This window comes from Aquiflexum sp., assembly GCF_977115555.1.
The window spans coordinates 1-19,923 of sequence record NZ_CDSBKL010000034.1 but is presented as its reverse complement, the minus strand read 5'-3'; the positions used below and the strand labels follow the sequence as shown (position 1 = coordinate 19,923).

Below are 19,923 nucleotides of genomic sequence, written 5' to 3'. Positions count from 1 at the left end.
TTGAATTCAGGCAAACTGTCAAACATATCCAACCTGATGGATTCCACTGCAAACAATGGGATTATACCCACGATCGATTTAAGCTTCATCACTTTGGGTTCCTTTCCGGGTAGATGGAAAATATCAAAATAGAAGTTCTCTTCTTCATTCCAAAGGCTGATTTTTTCTCCTGAAATATTGTTCATGGCTCCCGCGATATATAGGAAATGTTCCAAAAATTTCATCGCAGTGAATTGGTAGGTCTTGTTGAATTCACAAAGGTCGAGGGAAATCCGCATCATATTCAATGAAAACATGGCCATCCAGGAAGTGGCATCTGCCTGTTCGAGTTTTCCTTTGTAATGGTGTGCATGCGACCTGTCTATGACTGAGATATTATCCAACCCAAGAAATCCGCCTTCGAAAATATTCTTTCCGTCACTGTCTTTTTGATTGACCCACCATGTGAAGTTAATCATGAGTTTGTGAAAAGCCCTCTCCAGAAACTCCTGATCACCTTTGCCATCCCTCATCTTCTTGTCTATCTGGTAGACCCTTTGGACTGCATAGGCATGTACCGGAGGATTGACATCGCTGAAATTCCACTCATAAGCCGGAATCTGTCCATTGGGATGCATGTAGGATTCATTCAAAAACAGCAACAGTTGGTCTTTGGCAAAATCGGGATCAATCCTCGAAATCGGAATACAATGGAAAGCTGAATCCCAGACAGCATACCAGGGATATTCCCATTTATCAGGCATAGAGATGATATCCTGATTGTATAAATGCCTCCAGTCACTGTTGCGTCCTTTTTTTCGCTCTTTGGGTGGAATGTATCTTCCTGCATCTCCTTCCAGCCAGCGTTCGACATTATAATAATAAAACTGCTTGCCCCACATCATGCCGGCATATGCCTGTCGTTGGACCAAACGCATGTCATCATCTTTGACACGGTGTTGGATTTCGGCGTAGAATTCATCAGCATCTCGTTGTCTTTCTTTCAGGATTTCGTCACATTGCGCGATTCCTGAAGCCGATTTTTGATGCATCATCCTAAACTTGACCACACTTGAACCTCCTGCAGGGATAGTCAGTTTGTAGATTGCGGCTGCCTTTGTCCCATAATTTGAAGGATTCAAATATTGTGAATATCTGTGTACTACGTAATCGTTGATTGCATCTTTCAGGTATTTTTTATCATTTGGGATATGGTATAGCCGTTCTCTGTTGGTTTCATTGTCGCAAAACTTGATGTCGGGATTCCCATCGAAGCTTATGAAATAATTTCCGTTTTTGGGTGAAAATGCTTTAATACCATTTTCTTCAACTTTTGAAAGCTTGGGCATAAATGGTTCATGTCCGGTATGCCAGGTCTTTCTAAACCAAAAGGTTGGCATCACCCATATTTCCGCGTTTTCTTTGCCCCGGTTATGGATAGTGGCAAACCCTGAAATATCCTCCACGTCCCTTTTGGCATACTCTATAAAAATGTCAAAGTAAGCATCATCGTCAAAAATCCCTGTATCAATGATTTCAAATTCAGGGTCGTTTTTGCTTCTTTTTTTATTTTCTTCCTTGATCAGGGAATAAGGAAATTCATTCTGCGGGTATTTGTACAGCATTTTCATATAGCTGTGGGTTGGCGTAGAATCAAGGTAGTAGTAAAGTTCTTTTACATCTTCCCCATGATTTCCCTGTGGCCCTGTCAGTCCAAAGAGGCGCTCTTTAATGATCGGATCTTTGCCATTCCAAAAAGCCCAGGCAATACAAAGATTTTGTTTGTGATCGGAGATGCCTCCGATACCTTCTTCGCCCCATCTGTAAGCCTTGCTTCGGGCTTCATCGTGGGTGACATTATCCCAGGCAGCACCATTGGGACTGTAGTCTTCCCTCACAGTTCCCCATTGTCTTTCTGTAAGGTAAGGTCCCCATTTTTTCCAATGTTTTTTTCCGTCACGGTCTTCCTCAAGCCTTAATTTCTCTGTATTCATTGATGCGTTTTCCTGATTGCCAGAACCGAATTTACCATTTTTTGTGTTTCTTGGTTCAGGAAAAGTCAATATGAAGAACTATTTTTTGAAGTTTTTTTTACCGCAATCGTTTTAAATCACACTTTGTCAGTGTATTAATTTCAGCGATTTTCTTTTGCTGAATAAATAGTTTCCTTAAATCTTAGAAAAATTAACAATAGTGCAAGAAATCTCAAGAAAAAGAAGGTTCTATTCGCTTTTTGCCCTTGTTCACATTTACAGAAAAATCCTCCTTCTCATTTTCTTTATTGAAAGAATTTTGCATGGCATGCTCCAATCTATATTGGAAACTGTCGATCCAATCTTGGTTTTGATTTTTTTGAGGTGACTTAAACATCAAAACCGTTTCGAATTTTTGAAAGTCAAATGATTTTGAAATGATTCCTACACCTGATATTTTAGCGTCTAGTGCATTACATGCTTGCTCATATTGGCCTTTTACCGGAACCATCATAACGAATTTGCCAAGGTACATGGCTTCGCATACAGACTCAAAACCTGCCGTAGAAAGGAGTCCTTTGCATGCTGACATTTTTTCTAAAAAAAGCTTGTCATCAACAAGGTGAATGGTAAGATTTGGCAAAGGTTGTTGGACTTTAGGTTCGTCTTTCTTATCCCAAAAGGCTTCAATTTTGATTTCAGGATTATTTTTAGCTTCTGTGATAACTTCTTCAGCATACCCTGGATTGACCATATAGGCTAAGAAAAAGTCACCTTCGGTCGGTCTGAGATTTTTAACTTCTTTTCTCAGCAAAGGAGGAAGCACATGCAGATTCTTGATTTGATGCGGGGGTAAACTCCTGAAAGAAAGTGCCAAAATCGAATCGGCGCCCATAGAGGTGATGTGGGTATTGATTTTGAAAAGTAGTTTCTGAAGAGGTTGGCCTTGTGCAAATGGGAACTCAGGGTGGTGGATGAGGTACTGATGTCCGATGACCCAAAACTGACAATCCGGTCTGTACAGCGCATTGTAAATTCCTCCCAAAACATCATAGAAATTCAAGATGACATCCGGTCTGTGCTTTTTTACCAATTGGTCAATACGGTCAAGGCTGTTTTTAAAAGCTTTTGATTTCAATAGGTTAAACCAAATGGTTTTTCGGAGGTTGATGGATTTTTGCGATTTGTCTGTCTCAAAGTTTGGACTATCAAAGAGAAAAATAGGTGTCTGTATATTTTTTGAAACAAATTCGGGGATTTCCCTTCTTTGGCTTTTCCCGATACCTACAGCACATACTTCGTGCCCCATTTCGCCAAGTATCTGGAACATGGAAATAGCCTGCGTCATGTGCCCGCGGCCTTCCCCTTGGATAATAAATAAGAATTTCAATTTAGAAGAAATTGGGAATCTTGATGTCATTATCAAACTTATTGAAGGCCACTAATTTCAATTCAGGAATAGTTTCTGAAGGAGTCTTTTCATGTCCCTGTTTTACTTTGAAATCTATCTCATTATAGAAAATCAGCTGCCAGTTTCCATCATGGTCTTCTGCCAAAGCGCTCATAGTCTCGACCCAGTCACCTGAATTGAGGTAGGTGATACCCTCTATGGATCTGTTTTCGGCTTTGTGGATATGCCCGCAGATGATCCCATCACAGCCTTTTGATTTGGCCATTTTTGCCAACTCTTCCTCATATTGGTCAACATAGGAAACGGCAGTTTTTACCTTTCCCTTGATATATTGGCTCAGGGAAAAATATGGCAGTCCCCGCTTTCTTCTGTGGTAATTCACCAGCCTGTTGAGCCACAAAAGGAAAGTGTAGCCCACATCTCCCAAATAGGCTATCCACCTTAGGTTAGTGGTAATACTGTCAAAAATATCCCCATGTGTGATAAAATATTTCTTTCCGCAGCTCTCATAAATCATATCTGCCTGAATGGAAAGATTTCCAATCTGAAGGGGAAGTATCTGATCCAAAAAGTCATCATGATTGCCTCGGAGGTAGTACACCTTGGTGTGGTCGTCCTCCATCATTTTGAGCATTCTGTTGAAAAAGCGGGTATGCTTCCGCTTCCATGAGCCGGACTTTTTCAGTTGCCAGCCGTCGATAATGTCTCCGTTGAGGATGAGGTTTTCACAAGTATATTGCTTGAGAAACCTTGCCACCTCTTTGGCCTTTGATCCCTTGGTGCCAAGATGCACATCCGAGATGACGATAGTTTTAAATTTGGTTTTCAAATGGATTTGCTTTTTCCAAATTTAAAAACCGCCTATAAACTGGTTATGAAAAGGGTGTTATGAAAATGAGAATATTTTAGTATTTTAGTTTTTATTTGTAATTAGAAAGTTAAGAAAAGGTTAAATCGGCTGCTAAATTACTTTTCTAGCCAATTAAAAAGATAGAAATAATGCCTAAAAACTACCTATATGTTCCAAAACCATGCACAAAAAAGGATAGGATTTTTTCTGATAGCAAGAATGGCTTTGACTGCAGTATATGTCAAAAAGAAGTCTTGGATTTTAGGACTACTGATAGGGAAAAAGTATTATCGAAAGTAAAAGAAACTAGTACTCCAACTTGTGGAATTTTTAAAAAAGAGCAGCTACATCAAGGAAAATTAAAGATTCCTTCAAATTTATTTTTTAGGATAGCAATGCCTGCAATCGCATTGGTTTCTAATCCCGAATCCACAGAAGCTATGCCCGTTCATAAGGTGGAGGTTTTTCATCACTCTGATTGTTTTTCACAACAAGCAAATAAACAAAAGGAAAGCGTCGTCCAAAAGTACAAGATCACTGGGTTTGTGTATGCTGACGATGATAAGTCACCTTTGGCCGGTACAGCAATTAGGATCTTGGGAACCGATAAAATGGTTTCGGCAGGGCTTGATGGGAAATTTTCATTTGAAATTGAAGCAGAGTTGGATACCACTTTGGAGATTTCCTTTTCCTTTATTGGCTATTTTACAAAAACCAAGATAGTAGAACTCTATGCTCAAGAACTTTTTTTAGGAACTCAATTTTTGAAAGTCGATAATCAAATTATTATTGGAGAGGTAATTTATCTCAGTAATCCTTGGAGAAGATTCAAAATGAAAGTCAAAAGACTATTTTCATCTAAGCATTAAAAATCAACTTGAAAGTTGATCCTTCTCCAAGGGTGGATTTGACCTGAATATTTCCTTTGTGTCGGCGCATGATCTGCTTTGACAGACTAAGGCCTATACCGGAGCCTTTCTTTTTGGTAGTAAAAAATGGAATGAAAATTTTACCCAAAGCTTCTTCTTCAATTCCCTTGCCGCTATCGCTGATTTCAATGATGATTTTCCCTGATTCATCTATAAATGCCTCAAGCCTGACTATTCTTGTTACTGAATCCTCAACCGCCTGAATGGCATTTTGGATCAGGTTGATCAATACCTGCTCGATCAAAGTCTGATCTCCAAATAGGATCAAATCCTGAGGTTCAATGCTTTTTCTGAACTGGATTTGATGGGCATCAAATTGATTTTGTAACAAAACTTCCAATTGGTCAAAAAGTAGCTTTAACCTTATCGCCTGAAATTTTGGTGTCGGGATATGGGCGAGACTTCTGAAGTCACTCACAAAATTGATCATACCCTCGCTTCTCTTTTCAATGGTGGAGATCGCCATCAGATAATCTTCCAAGTCGCTTGCATCAATCGGAGCATGTGCATCGATTTTGGATTCTATGTCCCCTTTTACTGTGGAGGCCAATGATGAAATCGGAGCGATGCTATTCATGATTTCATGGGTGAGGACTCGGACAAGGTTTTGCCATGCTTCCATTTCTTTTTCCTCAAGTTCGCTTTGGATGTTTTGAAGAGAGACAAGTTTGAATTTGACATCCCTCAGGACAAGCTCGATCACATATACAGACAACTGCATGATCCCATCAGGATGGGCGATTTTTATCAATTCACTTCCGCCTGTCCTCAGCGTATGGATGGCGATGTGAAGTTCTTTGTTGATATTTTCAACTTCGGAAATATTCACCAATTGCTGGATGCTGAGCATTCTTTTAGCCGCAGTATTGACTATCTGAACTTTTCCTTCCTCATCAAAGGTGATCAATCCGATGCTTAAGTGCTGAAAAACGGAACGGAAATATTGGTAGTTCGCTTCCTTTTCCGCCTGATCTTCCTTTAGTTTGGCAAGTATGGCGTTGAATTCAATATGCAGGTCATCGGTGTCAGTGCCATCAAATTTGACGGGATAGACATTGGCATAATTGTCCTGTTTGATGTTGTTGAGAAACTGACGGACTTTTTTGAAGGAACTTTCTGCATATCCCAAAAGGAAGATGATCTGGGCCAAAACCAAAATAATAAATAGGGAAATGGCAAAAACCCCCGCACCATTGAGGATGAAGTAGGAAAGCAAAAACAATGAAACTGCCAATAGGAGAATCCTACCAAGCAGACCTACTTTATAATCCATATTTTTCTAATCTTCTGTACAAAGAAGCCCGGGTTAGCCCAAGCTCTTTTGCGGCTTTTGAGATATTACCCCCATTTTTATCAATGGCTCTCTGAATGGTGCTTTTTTCCATTTCATCGAGATTGTAAGTAGCGGTTGCGGCAATTTTTTCATTGGTTGGTTTTGCAGAAAGGAAGAAGAAATCCCTGCTGTCAAGCATATCTCCTTCAGCCATGATGATGGCCCTTTCGATGGCATGCTGAAGTTCACGGATATTTCCGGGCCAATTGTATTTCTGTAGCAATTGAAGGCCTGAAGCAGTAAAACCCTTGAAATCTTTGCGGTATTTCTGTGAATAGGACTTCAGGAAATGGTTGGCAAGGGTTGGGATGTCATCCTGCCTTTCTCTGAGAGGGGGAAGAAAAATTTCCACCGTATTGATCCTGTAAAGTAAATCTTGCCGGAAGGTATTGTCCATCACCATCTCATGCACAGGCATATTGGTGGCGCAGATCAATCGGATATCAATGGGGACCGCCTTATTTGAGCCGATTCTCGTGACTTCTCTTCGCTGTAGTACCGTCAAGAGCTTTGATTGCAATGGCATACTGAGGTTTCCGATTTCATCAAGAAACAGGGTGCCGTTATCAGCGATTTCAAACCGGCCCGCCCTATCATCCTTTGCATCTGTAAAAGCCCCTCTTTTATGTCCAAATAGTTCACTTTCAAAAAGGGTTTCAGTAATCGATCCCATATCTACACCTACAAAAATCTCATCTTTTCTATTGGATCGGTCGTGGATGGCTCTTGCGATCAATTCCTTTCCTGTCCCGTTTTCGCCCAAAATCAGGATATTGGCATCCGTTTGAGCTACTTTGTCGATGATCGAAAAGATATTTTTCATCGAGGCGCTTGCGCCTATGATGTCTGAATACGGTTTTTTAAGCTCTGATTGGAGCTGCTTTTGCTTAGAGGATAGTTTTTCGACCTGATTGTAGCTTTCCTTTAGCCGGGATGCCGCTGTCAGCGTCGCAAGGAGTTTTTCATTTTGCCATGGCTTTAATATAAAGTCGGTAGCACCTTCCTTGAGTGCGCGAACAGCCATCTCCACATCACCAAAAGCCGTTATCAAAATCACTACTGCTTTAGGATCGATCTCTTTGATCTGTTTGAGCCAATGAAATCCTTCTTTGCCTGATGTGGTGTCATCAGTGAAATTCATGTCCAATAGGATCACATCGTAGGAATTGTTGTTTACCAAAAAAGGGATGCGTCTTGGATCTTTTTCGATAGTGACTTCTTTGACATGTTTTTTCAAGAACATTTTCGCCGCAAAAAGTAAATCTTCATTGTCATCTATGATCAGGATTTTTCCTAGTGGTTGGTTTTCCATGGTATTCGGATTATTTGGTTCAGACCTATATGAGAAAATGATGCCATCAATCAAAAGCATCATTTTCAAGACTCAGGACTGTAAATATAGAAACAATATGTTCATTTTAGAACACAAGTAATACAAAATCGGACACTGTCCGCCTATTGGTTAAAATGGTTTTTGATCCCTTACAAAAAGTCTTACCTTTGACATTTCTAAAAAAAAACGATATAATATGTCAGTTGCAACTAAAGGAAACGCTGTAAAAGTACATTACACTGGAAGACTTACAGACGGAACCGTATTCGATTCTTCATCCAATAGAGAGCCTCTCGGGTTCGTACTCGGTGATGGAAATATGATCAAAGGATTTGATGCCGCCGTATCAGGGATGGCAATCGGAGAGATGAAAAGTGTCACAATTCCTTCTGTTGAGGCATATGGCGAAAAAAGACCGGATATGATGATTGATATTCCTATGAGTCAGGTTCCTGCTGACATCAAACCTGAGATAGGAATGGAACTTTCCCTACAAAATCAAGCTGGACAGCCTGTTCCTGTGAAAGTGGTTCATGTTGATGAAGAAAAAGTAGTGTTGGACGCTAACCATCCTTTGGCTGGTGAGGACCTTATTTTTGATATCACTTTGGTAGAAATCGGGTAATTCCGAATAAAAAAATTCGAAAAGGGGAGTATAAGGCTTTTGTCTTATGTTTCCCTTTTATTAAAAACCTTTCAAAGGCGATTCATTTTTTGGGTAGATTCTGATCTGACTCGAATTATATAGCAGGATCATTTGCTGATTTGCCAATATTCCCAATGCATCGAAATCTTCAGGAAGCTTAAAAATATCCTGTTTTTCAGATTGAATGTCCATGAAAATGGCTTTTTCATTTTCAATGAAAACCAGTTGGTTCTTCAAAAACCCAAAACCTTGCGTTGGCAATGCCCTGATTTTTTTTATCAGATTACCTTGGTTATCCAATATAAAAATCCCTTCGTTTTTAATATTGATAAATAACAGGTTCTGGTATTCTCTCATTCCCGTAATTTCAAGAGATGACCTGTCAAGGATCAGATTCAAAGGCTGATGTTGGACCACTTCATTTCTTATATAGTCAAATTGCTTGAGGGAGAGGTCCGCCTCATCAAATACCCAAATAATATTATTGTTTCCAATGGTGGCGACTTTGGCAAGGGTAATCAGATTCAGTGGGATCCGGTTTTCGGCAACAGGATTGATAAACCTGTCCAAAATCCTGTATTCCTGAAGGTCTGTGGAGAAAGTAAAAATATTGATTGTCCACGCTGCTTCCAATTGGCTAATCCTGCCCTGCCTGTGTGGTGAAAAATTATTGATCAACCTTCCCGTTTTGTTGTATTGATACAGATTGCCTTCCAAGTCTGTCAAGAAAATAAAGCCTTGATTATCAAGAGACACTTTATCCAATCTTGGGAAATTGATGACTTCAAAATTACCCCATTCGGAATCCTGTGAAAAAGCTTTTTGCCAATTCCCCAAAAGGAGTAATAATATGATCAGCCAAACTTTCAAGATTCAAACTTTTTAATTTGAAATTCTTTACCATCAAATACACCATAAGTATAATGGGTAACCCATTCACCAAGATTGTAATACCTGGATTTCTTACCAACCGGCAAATCAAGCGGTAGGTGTCTGTGACCGAAAACGTAATAATCAAAATGCTTGCTTTGCTCTACCTGTTTGCAATAAGACCAAAGCCACTCATCATCCCCTTTGAATTCATTTTCGTTTTTTACCACATTGGTGATCCTGCTATTGCTTGACCATTTGTTGGCTATACGCATTCCAATGTCAGGGTGGAGCCATTTGAATGCCCACTGACAAAAGGGATTAGTAAAAATCTTCTTTAGCACTTTATAAGATTTGTCACCCGGACCCAGTCCGTCCCCATGCCCGATAAGGAATTTGCTTTTTTCAACTGTAACCTCGATGGGATGATGAAATACAGGAATGCCAAGTTCTTTTGTAAAATAATCTTTCATCCATAGGTCGTGATTTCCTGTAAAAAAGAAAATCGGGATGTGTTTTTCCCGTAACTCGGCAATTTTACCCATAAACCTGATGAACCCTTTTGGGATTACATGCTCATATTCAAACCAAAAGTCGAATATATCCCCAACCAGAAAAATCGCAGCCGCATCATCTTGGATTTCATTAAGCCATTTGATAATCTTTTTTTCCCGTTCCTTGCTGCTTTTTTCATCTGGAGCTCCAAGATGGAAATCCGATGCAAAAAATATTTTTTTTTCTTGAAGTCTAAGATTCATTGTTGATATGGAAAGGCGCTAAGTTAGCAGGAAAATAAAAAAGCCTCCAAATTGGAGGCTTCTTATTGAGATATTATTTGTGTTAATCCTCGCTTTCTTCCACTTTCAGAGGTTCTTTGTCATCACTGTGTCCAGCCTTACCGTTCCCATTCTCCTCTGCAGGTGCAGTGATTTTATCCTTTTTTTCCGGTTTTTTAGTGTAAGCTTCGTAGGTTGTTTCCTTTGCAAATGGTCTTTTTCCTATCAGTTTTTCCAAATCAGATTGAAAAAGAATCTCTTTTTCTAATAGCTCTTTGGCCAATGTTTCAAGTTCTTCTTTTTTTCCTCTAAGCAATGACTTGGTCCTTTCATAGGCTGAAGCTACAAGCTTCCTTACTTCTTCATCAATAGTTTCAGCAGTAGTTTCAGAATATGGTTTGGTCATTCTGTAATCTGCTGTTTTGCTGTCATAAAATGAAACGTTTCCGATTTTATCATTCATACCATAAACAGAAACCATGGAGTAGGCCATTTTTGTAACCCTTTCAAGGTCACTCAAGGCACCTGTGGAAATTTTGCTAAAGATGATTTCTTCAGCAGCCCTTCCGCCAAGGGTCATACACATTTCATCGATTAATTGCTCAGTCTGGTATAGGAACTGCTCCTTTGGAAGGTATTGGGCATAACCCAATGCCGCAATTCCCCTAGGCACTATGCTCACTTTGACCAATGGATCAGCATGTTCCAAAAACCATCCTGCCACAGCATGACCTGCTTCATGGTAGGCCACAATTTTCTTTTCTTCCGGAGAAATGATTTTGCTTTTCTTTTCCAAACCACCGATGACTCTGTCAATGGCATCTTGGAAATCCTGCATATCTACAGCTGTCTTACTCCTTCTGGCGGCGATCAAGGCAGCTTCATTACATACGTTTGCTATTTCAGCCCCTGCAAACCCTGGGGTTTGGGCAGCTAGCTTTTTGGGATCTATGTCCTCACCGGTTTTAATCGGGGCAAGGTGCACTTTGAAAATCGCCTCCCTTCCTACGATATCCGGTTTGTCAATACTGATCTGTCTATCAAACCTTCCCGGTCTCAACAAGGCTGTATCAAGGACATCGGGTCTGTTGGTAGCAGCAAGCACAATTACACCGGAATCTGTGCCAAATCCGTCCATTTCTACCAATAAAGAGTTCAAGGTGTTTTCTCTTTCGTCATTGGATCCCGGCATTTGTCCTTTTCCTCGGGATCTGCCTATCGCATCTATCTCATCAATAAAGATGATACATGGCGCTTTTTCTTTTGCCTGCTTAAATAAATCTCTTACCCTTGCAGCACCTACTCCGACGAACATCTCCACGAAGTCAGATCCGGAAAGTGTGAAGAAAGGAACTCCCGCCTCACCCGCTACAGCTTTAGCCAAAAGGGTTTTACCTGTTCCCGGAGGTCCTACGAGCAAAGCTCCTTTGGGGATTTTTCCTCCTAGTTTGGTGAATTTCCCGGGGTTTTTGAGGAATTCGACAATCTCCTGAATTTCTTCTTTGGCCTCATCCAATCCTGCGACGTTATCAAAAGTGATTTTGACTTTATTCTCAGCATCGAACAGCTGGGCTTTGGATTTGCCTACATTGAAAATCTGTCCGCCCGGACCGCTAGGTCCCGACATCCTTCTCATCATGATCCAAAAGAATACAAAGAGTATGATCAAAAATCCGAAGCTGCCAAACCAATTGGACCAACTTTCTTCATTTTTGACGCTGTATCCTATTCGCTGTGCTTCAGGAACTTTGCTTTCCAATTCCTCGAAATCTTTTTCGAATTTTTCCGCACTAGCTACCTCTATGGAATAATGAGGTCCCGTTGGATTAAAAAATGGACTATTTGCCTCAAGCTCACTTTTGTATTTTTCATTTTGTAAAGCTGACTCCTTCAGGGTCACATCGATCCTGTTTTGGTTTCTGATGATCATCACCTTGGCCACATCATTGGCAAGATAAATGTCTTCAAACCTACTTTTTGTAATATTGATTACGGTATTCCTCTGGTTAAACCAGGTAATTCCCACCAACACAATGACTGCTGTAATGATCAGCCAAAGCTGAAAATTAGGCTTGTCAGGTGTCTTGGGCATAAAATTCTTACTCTTCTTGTTATCAGCCATTATTTTGTGTTTCAAACTTTTTGTAAAACGATTCTAGATTCTTAAGGTTCAAAATCCGCTTAAGATTCAATTTTTTTGATTTTGGCATCTCCCCACAAATCTTCCAAACCATAGAACTCTCTCTGTTCTTTGAGAAAAATATGAGCGACTACATTGATATAATCCATTAATATCCACTGATTGTTTTGCCTCCCCTCATTTCTCCAAGGTTTTTCTTTGAAATTTTGGGTAACCTCTTCTACTGATTCGGAAATTGCTTCGACTTGAGTATCAGAGTTCCCTGAGCAGACAACAAAAAAATCAGTGAAAGCATTCTTTACACCTCTTAAATCCATCACTACAATATTGGAAGCTTTTTTCTCCTGCATTCCTTTTACGATTATTTTGCTCAGCTCTTCTGCTGTCATCATTTATTTACAGTAATTTTACAATTTAAATTTTCAAAAGGGAAAGAACTAACAAATTTCTTTATTGCTTTCCAAATAAGCTAATTTGAGATGTATAAAATCCTTGCCAATACCGTATTTCTTGGTAAAGATGTCATTTACCTGACAGACTGTCACTCAACTAATGATGAAGCGCTTGAAAGATTACGCAGACGGGAAATAGCCGAAGGCAGCATCATCATTACAGACAACCAAACCAAGGGAAGAGGACAAAGGGGCAACGTTTGGCTTTCTCAAGCAGGAATGAACATCACTTTTTCACTTTTGTTGAAGCCCAATTTTCTGGTTCCCTCCGAACAATTTTACCTCAATATGATTATTAGCTTGTCTGTGGTTGAATTGTTTTTGGAGTATTCTGGTGATATGAAAATCAAATGGCCAAATGACATACTCCATCAGAGTGATGGTAAAATTGGCGGAATCCTGATTGAAAACATCATCAATCAAAAAGGAATTGAATATTCGGTGATTGGAATTGGACTCAATATCAACCAATCGGTTTTTGAACTTCCAAAAGTGACTTCTCTAAAATTACTCACAGGTCAGGACCATGAAAGGTGGGAATTGTTAAGGATTCTGGTAGCCAATATAGAAAGATGGTACATGATCCTTAAAAAAAAAGAATTTAAAAAGATCAAGGCCGATTACCTGACTCATTTATACAGATTTGAGGAATGGGCTATGTTTGACGATGGAGAAATTTTTGAAGGAAAAATCAAAGGGATCGATGAAAACGGCAAACTGAATATCGAAAAAAGAGATGGGAGAGATTGTTTTTATGGACTAAAAGAAGTCTCGTTCTTGTAACCGGCAAATTTTATTTTGGGTACAAAAATCCTAACTTTGCGTTTTCAATTTGAAATTCAATTAATTAAATCATACAACTATGTCTGAAATCAAATCAGAAAAATTTGTCCAATACAAAGTGAAAGACATTTCCCTTGCAGCATGGGGAAGAAAAGAAATAAAATTGGCGGAAGCTGAAATGCCCGGCTTGATGGCTATCAGAGAGGAATATGGTCCATCTCAGCCATTGAAAGGAGCAAGAATTGCAGGTTGTCTCCACATGACTATTCAGACAGCGGTTTTGATTGAAACATTGACTGCTTTGGGAGCGGAAGTGACCTGGTCATCCTGCAATATTTTTTCGACACAAGACCATGCTGCTGCGGCGATTGCTGCTGCCGGTATTTCTGTTTATGCCTGGAAGGGCATGACAGCAGAGGAATTTGATTGGTGCATCGAGCAGACGATATTCTTTGGCGAAGACAGAAAACCATTGAATATGATCCTTGATGATGGAGGAGACCTTACCAATATGGTGTTGGACAACTATCCTGAATTGGTTGCCGGTATCAAAGGACTTTCTGAAGAAACTACCACCGGCGTTCATAGACTTTATGAAAGGATGAAAAACGGCACCCTTCCGATGCCTGCGATCAATGTCAATGATTCTGTTACCAAGTCTAAGTTTGACAACAAATATGGTTGCAAGGAATCTTTGGTAGATGCGATCAGAAGGGCAACTGACATCATGATGGCAGGAAAAGTAGCTGTTGTGGCAGGTTATGGTGATGTTGGAAAAGGATCTGCCGCTTCTCTACGAGGTGCAGGAGCAAGGGTAATTGTAACCGAAATTGACCCGATTTGTGCTTTGCAGGCAGCTATGGACGGTTTTGCAGTAAAAAGAATGGTGGATGCTGTGAAGGAAGCTGATATTGTGGTCACTGCCACAGGCAACAAAGACATCATCACCAAAGAGCATTTCCTTTCCATGAAGGATAAAGCCATTGTATGTAACATCGGCCACTTTGACAATGAAATTGATATGGCTTGGCTGAACAAGAATTATGGTCAGACCAAGGATGTCATCAAACCACAGGTCGATCTTTACACCCTCGAAGGAAAAGAAATCATTGTCCTTGCAGAAGGACGGTTGGTAAACCTTGGCTGTGCCACAGGTCACCCATCCTTTGTAATGTCCAATTCATTCAGCAATCAGACTTTGGCACAATTGGAACTTTGGCTGAATACAGACCAATATGAGCCTGGCGTATATGTTTTGCCAAAGCATCTTGACGAAAAAGTAGCTGCTTTGCACCTATCCAAATTAGGTGTTGAGCTTGATGTATTGTCTGCAGATCAGGCTTCTTATATCGGAGTGACGCCTCAGGGACCATTTAAGCCGGAATATTATAGGTATTAATATCTTATCAAAATCCATAAAAAGGCCTTCAGGAGAGATTCTGAAGGCTTTTTTTATGTTGAAATCATCAAGTTAAATTCAGAAATTCTAACTCATTCGGTCAATCTAAAAACCATCAGGCGGCCATCATCCAACGTAATCGTAGCAGTAGCATTACACTGTTGCTCTGAAGTATATACCAATTTGTGTTCGGTAGCTTGTGTTTCGCTTCTGAAAACCCGCCAATTTTCCGATCCTTGCCCGGGTAACAACAATCCATTCTTGATACAAGAAACAGTATAACTCTTGGCAGCTGTCTGGGTCATTTTGATAGGCCTTCCGGCTATATTTCTACCCTCTATTTCCCCGGTTCTTGAAAATCCTGTCAAGATCCCGTTTAGGAGAACCAATTGGTAAGTATAATTGCCATTTATTCTGGAAGAAGAATTAATCTTATTTAGGATCAAAAGATCTTGAAAAGTTTCTGTCCTAATATTAGGATTCAGTAAACTGTTTGACCGCTTAAAATCCCGTATTCCTTCGATTTTTATTCCCTGAACAGAGTAATCTTCATATTCTAGTCTCACGGTAGATTCCAAACCGGAGTTTGAAATAAATTGAAGGTGGATCTTTCCTAATCTTTGGACAAAAGGGCTATTGGTACATTCTTCTTTTTCAGAAAAATCCAAAGTCACTTTTTTCAAACGTTCATCAACGGTAACATCCGGACATCCTGGAATGTCGAGACTTTCTGTAAGGAGGAAATAGTCCAATGTCTGGAATGGGAAAAAGAGAGATTCCTCAAGTGACAAGGAAATATCAAAAATCTCATTTCCCTCAAACTGCAAATCGGTACTGATGTCCTTTTCGATATCCCCAAAACAGGAGCCCATCAAGAACAGGAGTAAAAAGAAGGTAATTCTATTCATGGAAGAGGTTTCTTTTTGTAAATCTAATTCCTTTGTTTTGGATATAAAATGATATTGGGAAGATCGGTACAGCTCTTTTTTTTGGAGGTTCTATTCCCTATCTTCAACGGTAAATAATCCCAAATAAATATGTCATATACAGATGGAATGCTTAAAGATGGTGCTTTAATTGGAAAAACCATCCTCGTCACAGGCGGAGGTACAGGCCTTGGAAAGTCCATGGGGCTCTATTTTTTGAAACTTGGAGCCAACTTGATTATTACAAGCAGAAAATTGGATGTTCTCCAAAATACCGCCATGGAAATGGAAGCCGCTACCGGTGGAAAAGTTCTTGCACTTGCCTGCGATGTGAGAGAAATCGATCAGGTCGAAAAAATGTGGGCCGATGCCGTAGCCCATTTCGGGAAAGTGGATGTGGTGCTCAACAATGCCGCCGGCAATTTCATCAGCCCAACAGAAAGACTTTCTACTAATGCCTTCAATACGGTGTTGGATATCGTGCTCAAAGGAACTTCCAATGTGACTTTGACTGCGGGGAAATATTGGATCAAAGAAAAGCAACCCGGAACTTTCCTGAATATCGTCACCACCTATGCATGGACAGGTTCAGGATATGTAGTACCAAGTGCCGCTGCAAAAGCCGGAGTACTGGCGATGACCCGGTCACTCGCTGTCGAGTGGGCAAAATATAAAATCAGGTCAAATGCCATTGCACCCGGACCTTTTCCAACTGAAGGGGCATGGAGTCGACTGCTCCCGGGAGATTTGGTAAAGAAATTTGATCCTGCCAAAAAAGTACCGGTGGGAAGGGTAGGTGACCATCAGGAATTGGCCAACATTGCGGCCTATCTGGTGTCTGATTTCTCTTCTTATGTCAATGGAGAGGTGATCACCATAGATGGTGGAGAATGGCTGATGGGAGCGGGTGAATTCAATAACTTAGACGCCATTCCCCAAGAGCTTTGGGATATGATGGAAGCTTCAAGAGGAAAAAAGGCATGAGCCCCAAAGTGATTTGGGGCTATATGAAAGCAAAGTGGAAAATCAGAAATATGTAAAACCAAAAAAACACCCAAATCTGGGTGTTTTTTGGTTTTATTTATCCTCTTTATAGATCGGCGCTTTTTTGAAAGGAATCAACATCGTGTTGTCCCAACTCGCCAAAACTTTATTGACATTTCCGTCATCAAGAGAAGTGGTTTCTATGATATACCATCTCGAATTTTCTTCTGTACCCACGACAATGATATGTCCTTCGTTGAATACTTTCCCTCCGGGAACTTTCGATACAGTAGTTACGGGCACGATGGCATGGGTTTCTTCACTGGTTTTGGTCAGCTGAATTGGAGGCTTGCTTTTGAATTCCTGTAGTACAAAGCCTTTTTTCCTTTGGGTTTCGTGGATCAATTCAATTGCTTTGAGAACATTTTCGGATCCTCCTGCTTTTTCTACAACATCCGGATAAGTAAAGCCTAAAAGCGTCTGGTAATCATCACACATTTTGGCACTGTAGTATGAATTTATGGCTTCCTGAATGTCATATTCTATTTGGGCGAAGCTTTGGAAACTGAAAAAAGAGCATAGCAATAGCAAGCTGATGGATTTAATTGACTTTCTCATGAGATAGATAAACTTGGGGTGATGGGCGAATATATCGAAAACTAAGAAATACCCAAGCATCTATCTCATTTTTTTTATCACATACTTGCTACCATATAATACAAAGGAAATCCTAAGGTGATATTAAATGGGAAAGTTACAGCTAAAGCCATGGGGAGGAATATTCCGGGATTCGCTTTCGGTACTGCGATTTTCATTGCAGCAGGAACTGCGATGTAAGAAGCAGAAGCCGCCAAAATTGCGAACATAAACCTGTCTCCTATATTTGAGGTAACGAACCCGCTCAAAAAAGCCGTTAAACAGCCATTTAATAAGGGTATTACCACTGCAAAAACCGCAGTGAACTTTCCTGAGTCAAAGAAGTCCTTTAATTTTTTACCACTTGTAATGCCCATATCCAAAAGGAATATGGCCAAAAAGCCTTTGAAAATATCTGTGGTAAAAGGCCTGATACCTTCAGCGTCTTTTTCACTCGCCAAAAAACCGATAACAAGACTTCCCAAAATAAGTAAAACCGAGCCATTGGTAAAGGAATGGCTGATTACTTTGCGCATTTTCATAGAATTGTTTTCACCGAATAATTTTACCAACAATACCCCGATGATAATGGCAGGGGCTTCCATCAAAGCCATAATAGCCACCATGTGTCCACTGAATGCCTCCTGTTGGATTTCAAGAAATGATACTGCAGTCACAAAGGTAACCGCCGACACTGAACCATAAGCGGCAGCAATTGCACCGGAGTTTTCGATGCTCAGTTTCCTTTTTAAAATGAAGAATGTATATAGCGAGATGAGGCATGCTGCGGTTATCCCAAAAATAACTGCCCAAACAATGCCTAAATCGAATTCCGAGTGGGCGAGTTCTTGCCCACCCTTGAACCCAATGGCGAATAAGAGGTAGAGAGAAATGAATTTAGAAGAGTTTGGGGGAATTTCTAGATCACTTTTGACCCTCACTGCGATGATTCCCAAAATAAAAAACAACAGGGCAGGATTCGTGAAATTGTCAATCAGTAATTGAATGTTCATAACTTTTGGAAATTCTTTTTTAGATCAAAATAACTTATTTTTCTTTTGGATATTTGCAAAAGCATAAATATGATTCAATTCTTAATTGATAATTGAAACTTTTTGCAAAACTCTGGAGTAAATATCATATATTGTTATTTATATTAATAATAAAATACATAAAAAATATTTATGCATTATACACTTCATCAGTTACAGGTTTTTTTAAAAGTTTCTCAAACCGAAAGCATTACCAAAGCTGCGGAGGAACTCCATCTTACCCAGCCTGCGGTTTCGATCCAGCTCAAGAATTTTCAGGATCAGTTCGAAATCCCCCTGACAGAGGTGGTAGGAAGGAAGTTGTATGTGACTGATTTTGGCAAAGAAATAGCCATTGCCGCTGAGCGGATTGTGGACCAAGTCAATGCCATAAATTACAAGACCATGGCATTCAATGGGCAGTTGACAGGTAGACTTAAAATCTCTGTAGTTTCTACCGGGAAATATGTCATGCCCTATTTTCTAGGGAATTTTATAAGGAAAAACCCCGGAGTTGAGCTTAAGCTGGATGTGACAAACAAAGCAATGGTTCTCAATAGTCTGGATGAAAATGAAATTGATTTTGCTTTGGTTTCCATTTTGCCTGAAGCCCTTCAGGTCGAAAAAGTCGAATTGATGGAAAACAAGCTGCTTTTGGTAGCAGGAAGGGATTTTGAATTTTCAGGACAGGTTGTCGATAAGCATATTTTCGAAAAAATTACTTTAATCTACAGGGAAGTAGGCTCTGGCACAAGGCTTACCATGGAGCGATATCTGAGAAGTAATAACATTCCTGTCACCAAAAAACTTGAACTTACTTCCAATGAAGCAGTAAAGCAGGCGGTAATTGCAGGCTTGGGCTGCTCGATCATGCCACTCATCGGTATCAAAAATGAACTCAAAAACGGAGACTTAAAAATCATCGCAGTGGAAGGGCTTCCAATAGTTACCAATTGGAACCTTATCTTTCTTAAAAATAAAAAATTCTCCCCAGTCGCTGAGTCCTTCCTGGAGTATATCAGGTTGGAAAAAAACAGGATCATCGAGGAGAATTTTGATTGGATTTAAGGTTTATCAATTTTAAAATCCCTTTCACGCATGGTCTTGGGGCATTATTAATACAGAAATCCAAATAACCATAACGGTATTTTTTTGTCGGTGCCGTATTCGATGTCGTCAGCAGCGATAAAGCTGTTTTTAACTCCTTGAATCTGTTCTGTAGTTTTGTTTTTGCCACCTACTTCAAATGAATATTGGCGGTTGATCCTAAAATCTCCCCTCTCGATATATTCTACCGTATGTTCATGTCCGAGTTGATTGACAAAGAAGGTCTCTCTCAGGTTTCCCAAGTCAGCATTTTTCGGAGAAAAAGCAAACTGAAAATTGGTATTTTCCAAGTAAACCTTGTCCGGTTTTTGGAGTTGGGTAATGCCTTTGATTCGAGGCAGACTTCAGTGGAAATCAGGCGTGGA

19 protein-coding genes are annotated in these 19,923 nt (G+C 40.0%); 6 read left to right on the top strand and 13 right to left on the bottom strand.

Annotated elements, in window-relative coordinates:
* The 3 genes from ACZFYI_RS03910 to ACZFYI_RS03900 form a co-directional block, all read right to left on the bottom strand.
* Window positions 1-1,973: MGH1-like glycoside hydrolase domain-containing protein (locus ACZFYI_RS03910; RefSeq protein ID WP_462522806.1), on the bottom strand; the 1,973-nt coding region annotated here is incomplete at its 3' end.
* A 211-nt stretch (window positions 1,974-2,184) separates the two neighbouring features.
* A complete protein-coding gene (locus ACZFYI_RS03905) occupies window positions 2,185-3,342 on the bottom strand; it encodes a glycosyltransferase family protein (RefSeq protein ID WP_462522805.1) in 1,158 nt (385 codons plus the stop codon).
* A 1-nt stretch (window position 3,343) separates the two neighbouring features.
* Entirely contained in the window at window positions 3,344-4,192 is an 849-nt protein-coding gene (locus ACZFYI_RS03900; protein WP_462522804.1) for a UDP-2,3-diacylglucosamine diphosphatase, read from the bottom strand.
* 170 nt (window positions 4,193-4,362) lie between these two features.
* Between ACZFYI_RS03900 and ACZFYI_RS03895 the strand changes: the two genes are divergently transcribed.
* Entirely contained in the window at window positions 4,363-5,082 is a 720-nt protein-coding gene (locus tag ACZFYI_RS03895) for a peptidase associated/transthyretin-like domain-containing protein (protein WP_462522803.1), read from the top strand.
* Here ACZFYI_RS03895 and ACZFYI_RS03890 read toward each other — a convergent pair.
* Together ACZFYI_RS03890 and ACZFYI_RS03885 are read right to left on the bottom strand one after the other, a co-directional pair.
* Window positions 5,072-6,415 carry a sensor histidine kinase gene (locus tag ACZFYI_RS03890; protein ID WP_462522802.1) on the bottom strand — a complete coding sequence of 448 codons (1,344 nt, stop codon included), beginning with the start codon at window positions 6,413-6,415 and terminating at the stop codon, window positions 5,072-5,074. The two genes, ACZFYI_RS03895 and ACZFYI_RS03890, sit on opposite strands and share 11 nt — an antisense overlap.
* Entirely contained in the window at window positions 6,405-7,787 is a 1,383-nt protein-coding gene (locus ACZFYI_RS03885) for a sigma-54-dependent transcriptional regulator (RefSeq protein ID WP_462522801.1), read from the bottom strand. Before ACZFYI_RS03885 ends, ACZFYI_RS03890 begins: the two co-directional genes overlap by 11 nt.
* Before the next feature lie 217 nt (window positions 7,788-8,004).
* On the opposite strand from ACZFYI_RS03885, the gene ACZFYI_RS03880 reads away from it, so the two are divergent.
* Window positions 8,005-8,433, top strand: coding sequence for an FKBP-type peptidyl-prolyl cis-trans isomerase (locus ACZFYI_RS03880; protein WP_462522800.1), 429 nt, complete (start codon window positions 8,005-8,007; stop codon window positions 8,431-8,433).
* Window positions 8,434-8,493: 60 nt separating this feature from the next.
* Here the strand turns inward: ACZFYI_RS03880 and ACZFYI_RS03875 are convergent, their stop codons facing one another.
* From ACZFYI_RS03875 to rsfS, 4 genes are all read right to left on the bottom strand, one after another.
* On the bottom strand, window positions 8,494-9,324 hold the full coding sequence (locus ACZFYI_RS03875; protein ID WP_462522799.1) for a hypothetical protein: 831 nt from the start codon (window positions 9,322-9,324) through the stop codon (window positions 8,494-8,496).
* Window positions 9,321-10,082 carry a UDP-2,3-diacylglucosamine diphosphatase gene (locus tag ACZFYI_RS03870; protein WP_462522798.1) on the bottom strand — a complete coding sequence of 254 codons (762 nt, stop codon included), beginning with the start codon at window positions 10,080-10,082 and terminating at the stop codon, window positions 9,321-9,323. Before ACZFYI_RS03870 ends, ACZFYI_RS03875 begins: the two co-directional genes overlap by 4 nt.
* A gap of 82 nt (window positions 10,083-10,164) precedes the next feature.
* A complete protein-coding gene (gene ftsH / locus ACZFYI_RS03865; protein WP_462522797.1) occupies window positions 10,165-12,222 on the bottom strand; it encodes an ATP-dependent zinc metalloprotease FtsH in 2,058 nt (685 codons plus the stop codon).
* Between the two features lie 59 nt (window positions 12,223-12,281).
* Window positions 12,282-12,629: a ribosome silencing factor gene (gene rsfS, locus ACZFYI_RS03860; RefSeq protein WP_462522807.1), complete on the bottom strand. Its 348-nt coding sequence runs from the start codon at window positions 12,627-12,629 to the stop codon at window positions 12,282-12,284.
* Window positions 12,630-12,719: 90 nt separating this feature from the next.
* On the opposite strand from rsfS, the gene ACZFYI_RS03855 reads away from it, so the two are divergent.
* Both ACZFYI_RS03855 and ahcY read left to right on the top strand, forming a co-directional pair.
* Window positions 12,720-13,475, top strand: a complete 756-nt coding sequence (locus tag ACZFYI_RS03855; protein WP_462522796.1) for a biotin--[acetyl-CoA-carboxylase] ligase — start codon at window positions 12,720-12,722, stop codon at window positions 13,473-13,475.
* A 79-nt stretch (window positions 13,476-13,554) separates the two neighbouring features.
* On the top strand, window positions 13,555-14,874 hold the full coding sequence (gene ahcY, locus ACZFYI_RS03850) for an adenosylhomocysteinase (protein ID WP_462522795.1): 1,320 nt from the start codon (window positions 13,555-13,557) through the stop codon (window positions 14,872-14,874).
* Window positions 14,875-14,966: 92 nt separating this feature from the next.
* Here the strand turns inward: ahcY and ACZFYI_RS03845 are convergent, their stop codons facing one another.
* A complete protein-coding gene (locus ACZFYI_RS03845) occupies window positions 14,967-15,782 on the bottom strand; it encodes a hypothetical protein (RefSeq protein ID WP_462522794.1) in 816 nt (271 codons plus the stop codon).
* A gap of 129 nt (window positions 15,783-15,911) precedes the next feature.
* Here ACZFYI_RS03845 and ACZFYI_RS03840 point away from each other — a divergent pair, with 129 nt between their 5' ends.
* Window positions 15,912-16,784 (top strand): SDR family oxidoreductase, encoded by an 873-nt coding sequence (locus ACZFYI_RS03840; RefSeq protein ID WP_462522793.1) that lies wholly within the window; start codon window positions 15,912-15,914, stop codon window positions 16,782-16,784.
* Between the two features lie 93 nt (window positions 16,785-16,877).
* Here the strand turns inward: ACZFYI_RS03840 and ACZFYI_RS03835 are convergent, their stop codons facing one another.
* Together ACZFYI_RS03835 and ACZFYI_RS03830 are read right to left on the bottom strand one after the other, a co-directional pair.
* Entirely contained in the window at window positions 16,878-17,402 is a 525-nt protein-coding gene (locus ACZFYI_RS03835; protein ID WP_462522792.1) for a hypothetical protein, read from the bottom strand.
* A gap of 77 nt (window positions 17,403-17,479) precedes the next feature.
* The gene (locus ACZFYI_RS03830; protein WP_462522791.1) at window positions 17,480-18,433 is read right to left on the bottom strand and encodes a sodium-dependent bicarbonate transport family permease; all 954 of its coding nucleotides are present in this window, start codon (window positions 18,431-18,433) and stop codon (window positions 17,480-17,482) included.
* Window positions 18,434-18,604: 171 nt separating this feature from the next.
* Here ACZFYI_RS03830 and ACZFYI_RS03825 point away from each other — a divergent pair, with 171 nt between their 5' ends.
* Entirely contained in the window at window positions 18,605-19,519 is a 915-nt protein-coding gene (locus ACZFYI_RS03825; RefSeq protein ID WP_462522790.1) for a LysR family transcriptional regulator, read from the top strand.
* 47 nt (window positions 19,520-19,566) lie between these two features.
* Here ACZFYI_RS03825 and ACZFYI_RS03820 read toward each other — a convergent pair whose 3' ends face one another.
* On the bottom strand, window positions 19,567-19,800 hold the full coding sequence (locus ACZFYI_RS03820) for a hypothetical protein (protein ID WP_462522789.1): 234 nt from the start codon (window positions 19,798-19,800) through the stop codon (window positions 19,567-19,569).
* Window positions 19,801-19,923: the final 123 nt, after the last annotated feature.

Bases quoted from the DNA above. Each gene is read 5' to 3' on its own strand.
- ACZFYI_RS03895 (WP_462522803.1), top strand. From the start codon at position 4,363: ATGCCTAAAAACTACCTATATGTTCCAAAACCATGCACAAAAAAGGAT.
- ACZFYI_RS03890 (WP_462522802.1), bottom strand. From the start codon at position 6,415: ATGGATTATAAAGTAGGTCTGCTTGGTAGGATTCTCCTATTGGCAGTT.
- ACZFYI_RS03885 (WP_462522801.1), bottom strand. From the start codon at position 7,787: ATGGAAAACCAACCACTAGGAAAAATCCTGATCATAGATGACAATGAA.
- ACZFYI_RS03880 (WP_462522800.1), top strand. From the start codon at position 8,005: ATGTCAGTTGCAACTAAAGGAAACGCTGTAAAAGTACATTACACTGGA.
- ACZFYI_RS03870 (WP_462522798.1), bottom strand. From the start codon at position 10,082: ATGAATCTTAGACTTCAAGAAAAAAAAATATTTTTTGCATCGGATTTC.
- ftsH (WP_462522797.1), bottom strand. From the start codon at position 12,222: ATGGCTGATAACAAGAAGAGTAAGAATTTTATGCCCAAGACACCTGAC.
- rsfS (WP_462522807.1), bottom strand. From the start codon at position 12,629: ATGACAGCAGAAGAGCTGAGCAAAATAATCGTAAAAGGAATGCAGGAG.
- ACZFYI_RS03855 (WP_462522796.1), top strand. From the start codon at position 12,720: ATGTATAAAATCCTTGCCAATACCGTATTTCTTGGTAAAGATGTCATT.
- ahcY (WP_462522795.1), top strand. From the start codon at position 13,555: ATGTCTGAAATCAAATCAGAAAAATTTGTCCAATACAAAGTGAAAGAC.
- ACZFYI_RS03845 (WP_462522794.1), bottom strand. From the start codon at position 15,782: ATGAATAGAATTACCTTCTTTTTACTCCTGTTCTTGATGGGCTCCTGT.
- ACZFYI_RS03840 (WP_462522793.1), top strand. From the start codon at position 15,912: ATGTCATATACAGATGGAATGCTTAAAGATGGTGCTTTAATTGGAAAA.
- ACZFYI_RS03835 (WP_462522792.1), bottom strand. From the start codon at position 17,402: ATGAGAAAGTCAATTAAATCCATCAGCTTGCTATTGCTATGCTCTTTT.
- ACZFYI_RS03830 (WP_462522791.1), bottom strand. From the start codon at position 18,433: ATGAACATTCAATTACTGATTGACAATTTCACGAATCCTGCCCTGTTG.
- ACZFYI_RS03825 (WP_462522790.1), top strand. From the start codon at position 18,605: ATGCATTATACACTTCATCAGTTACAGGTTTTTTTAAAAGTTTCTCAA.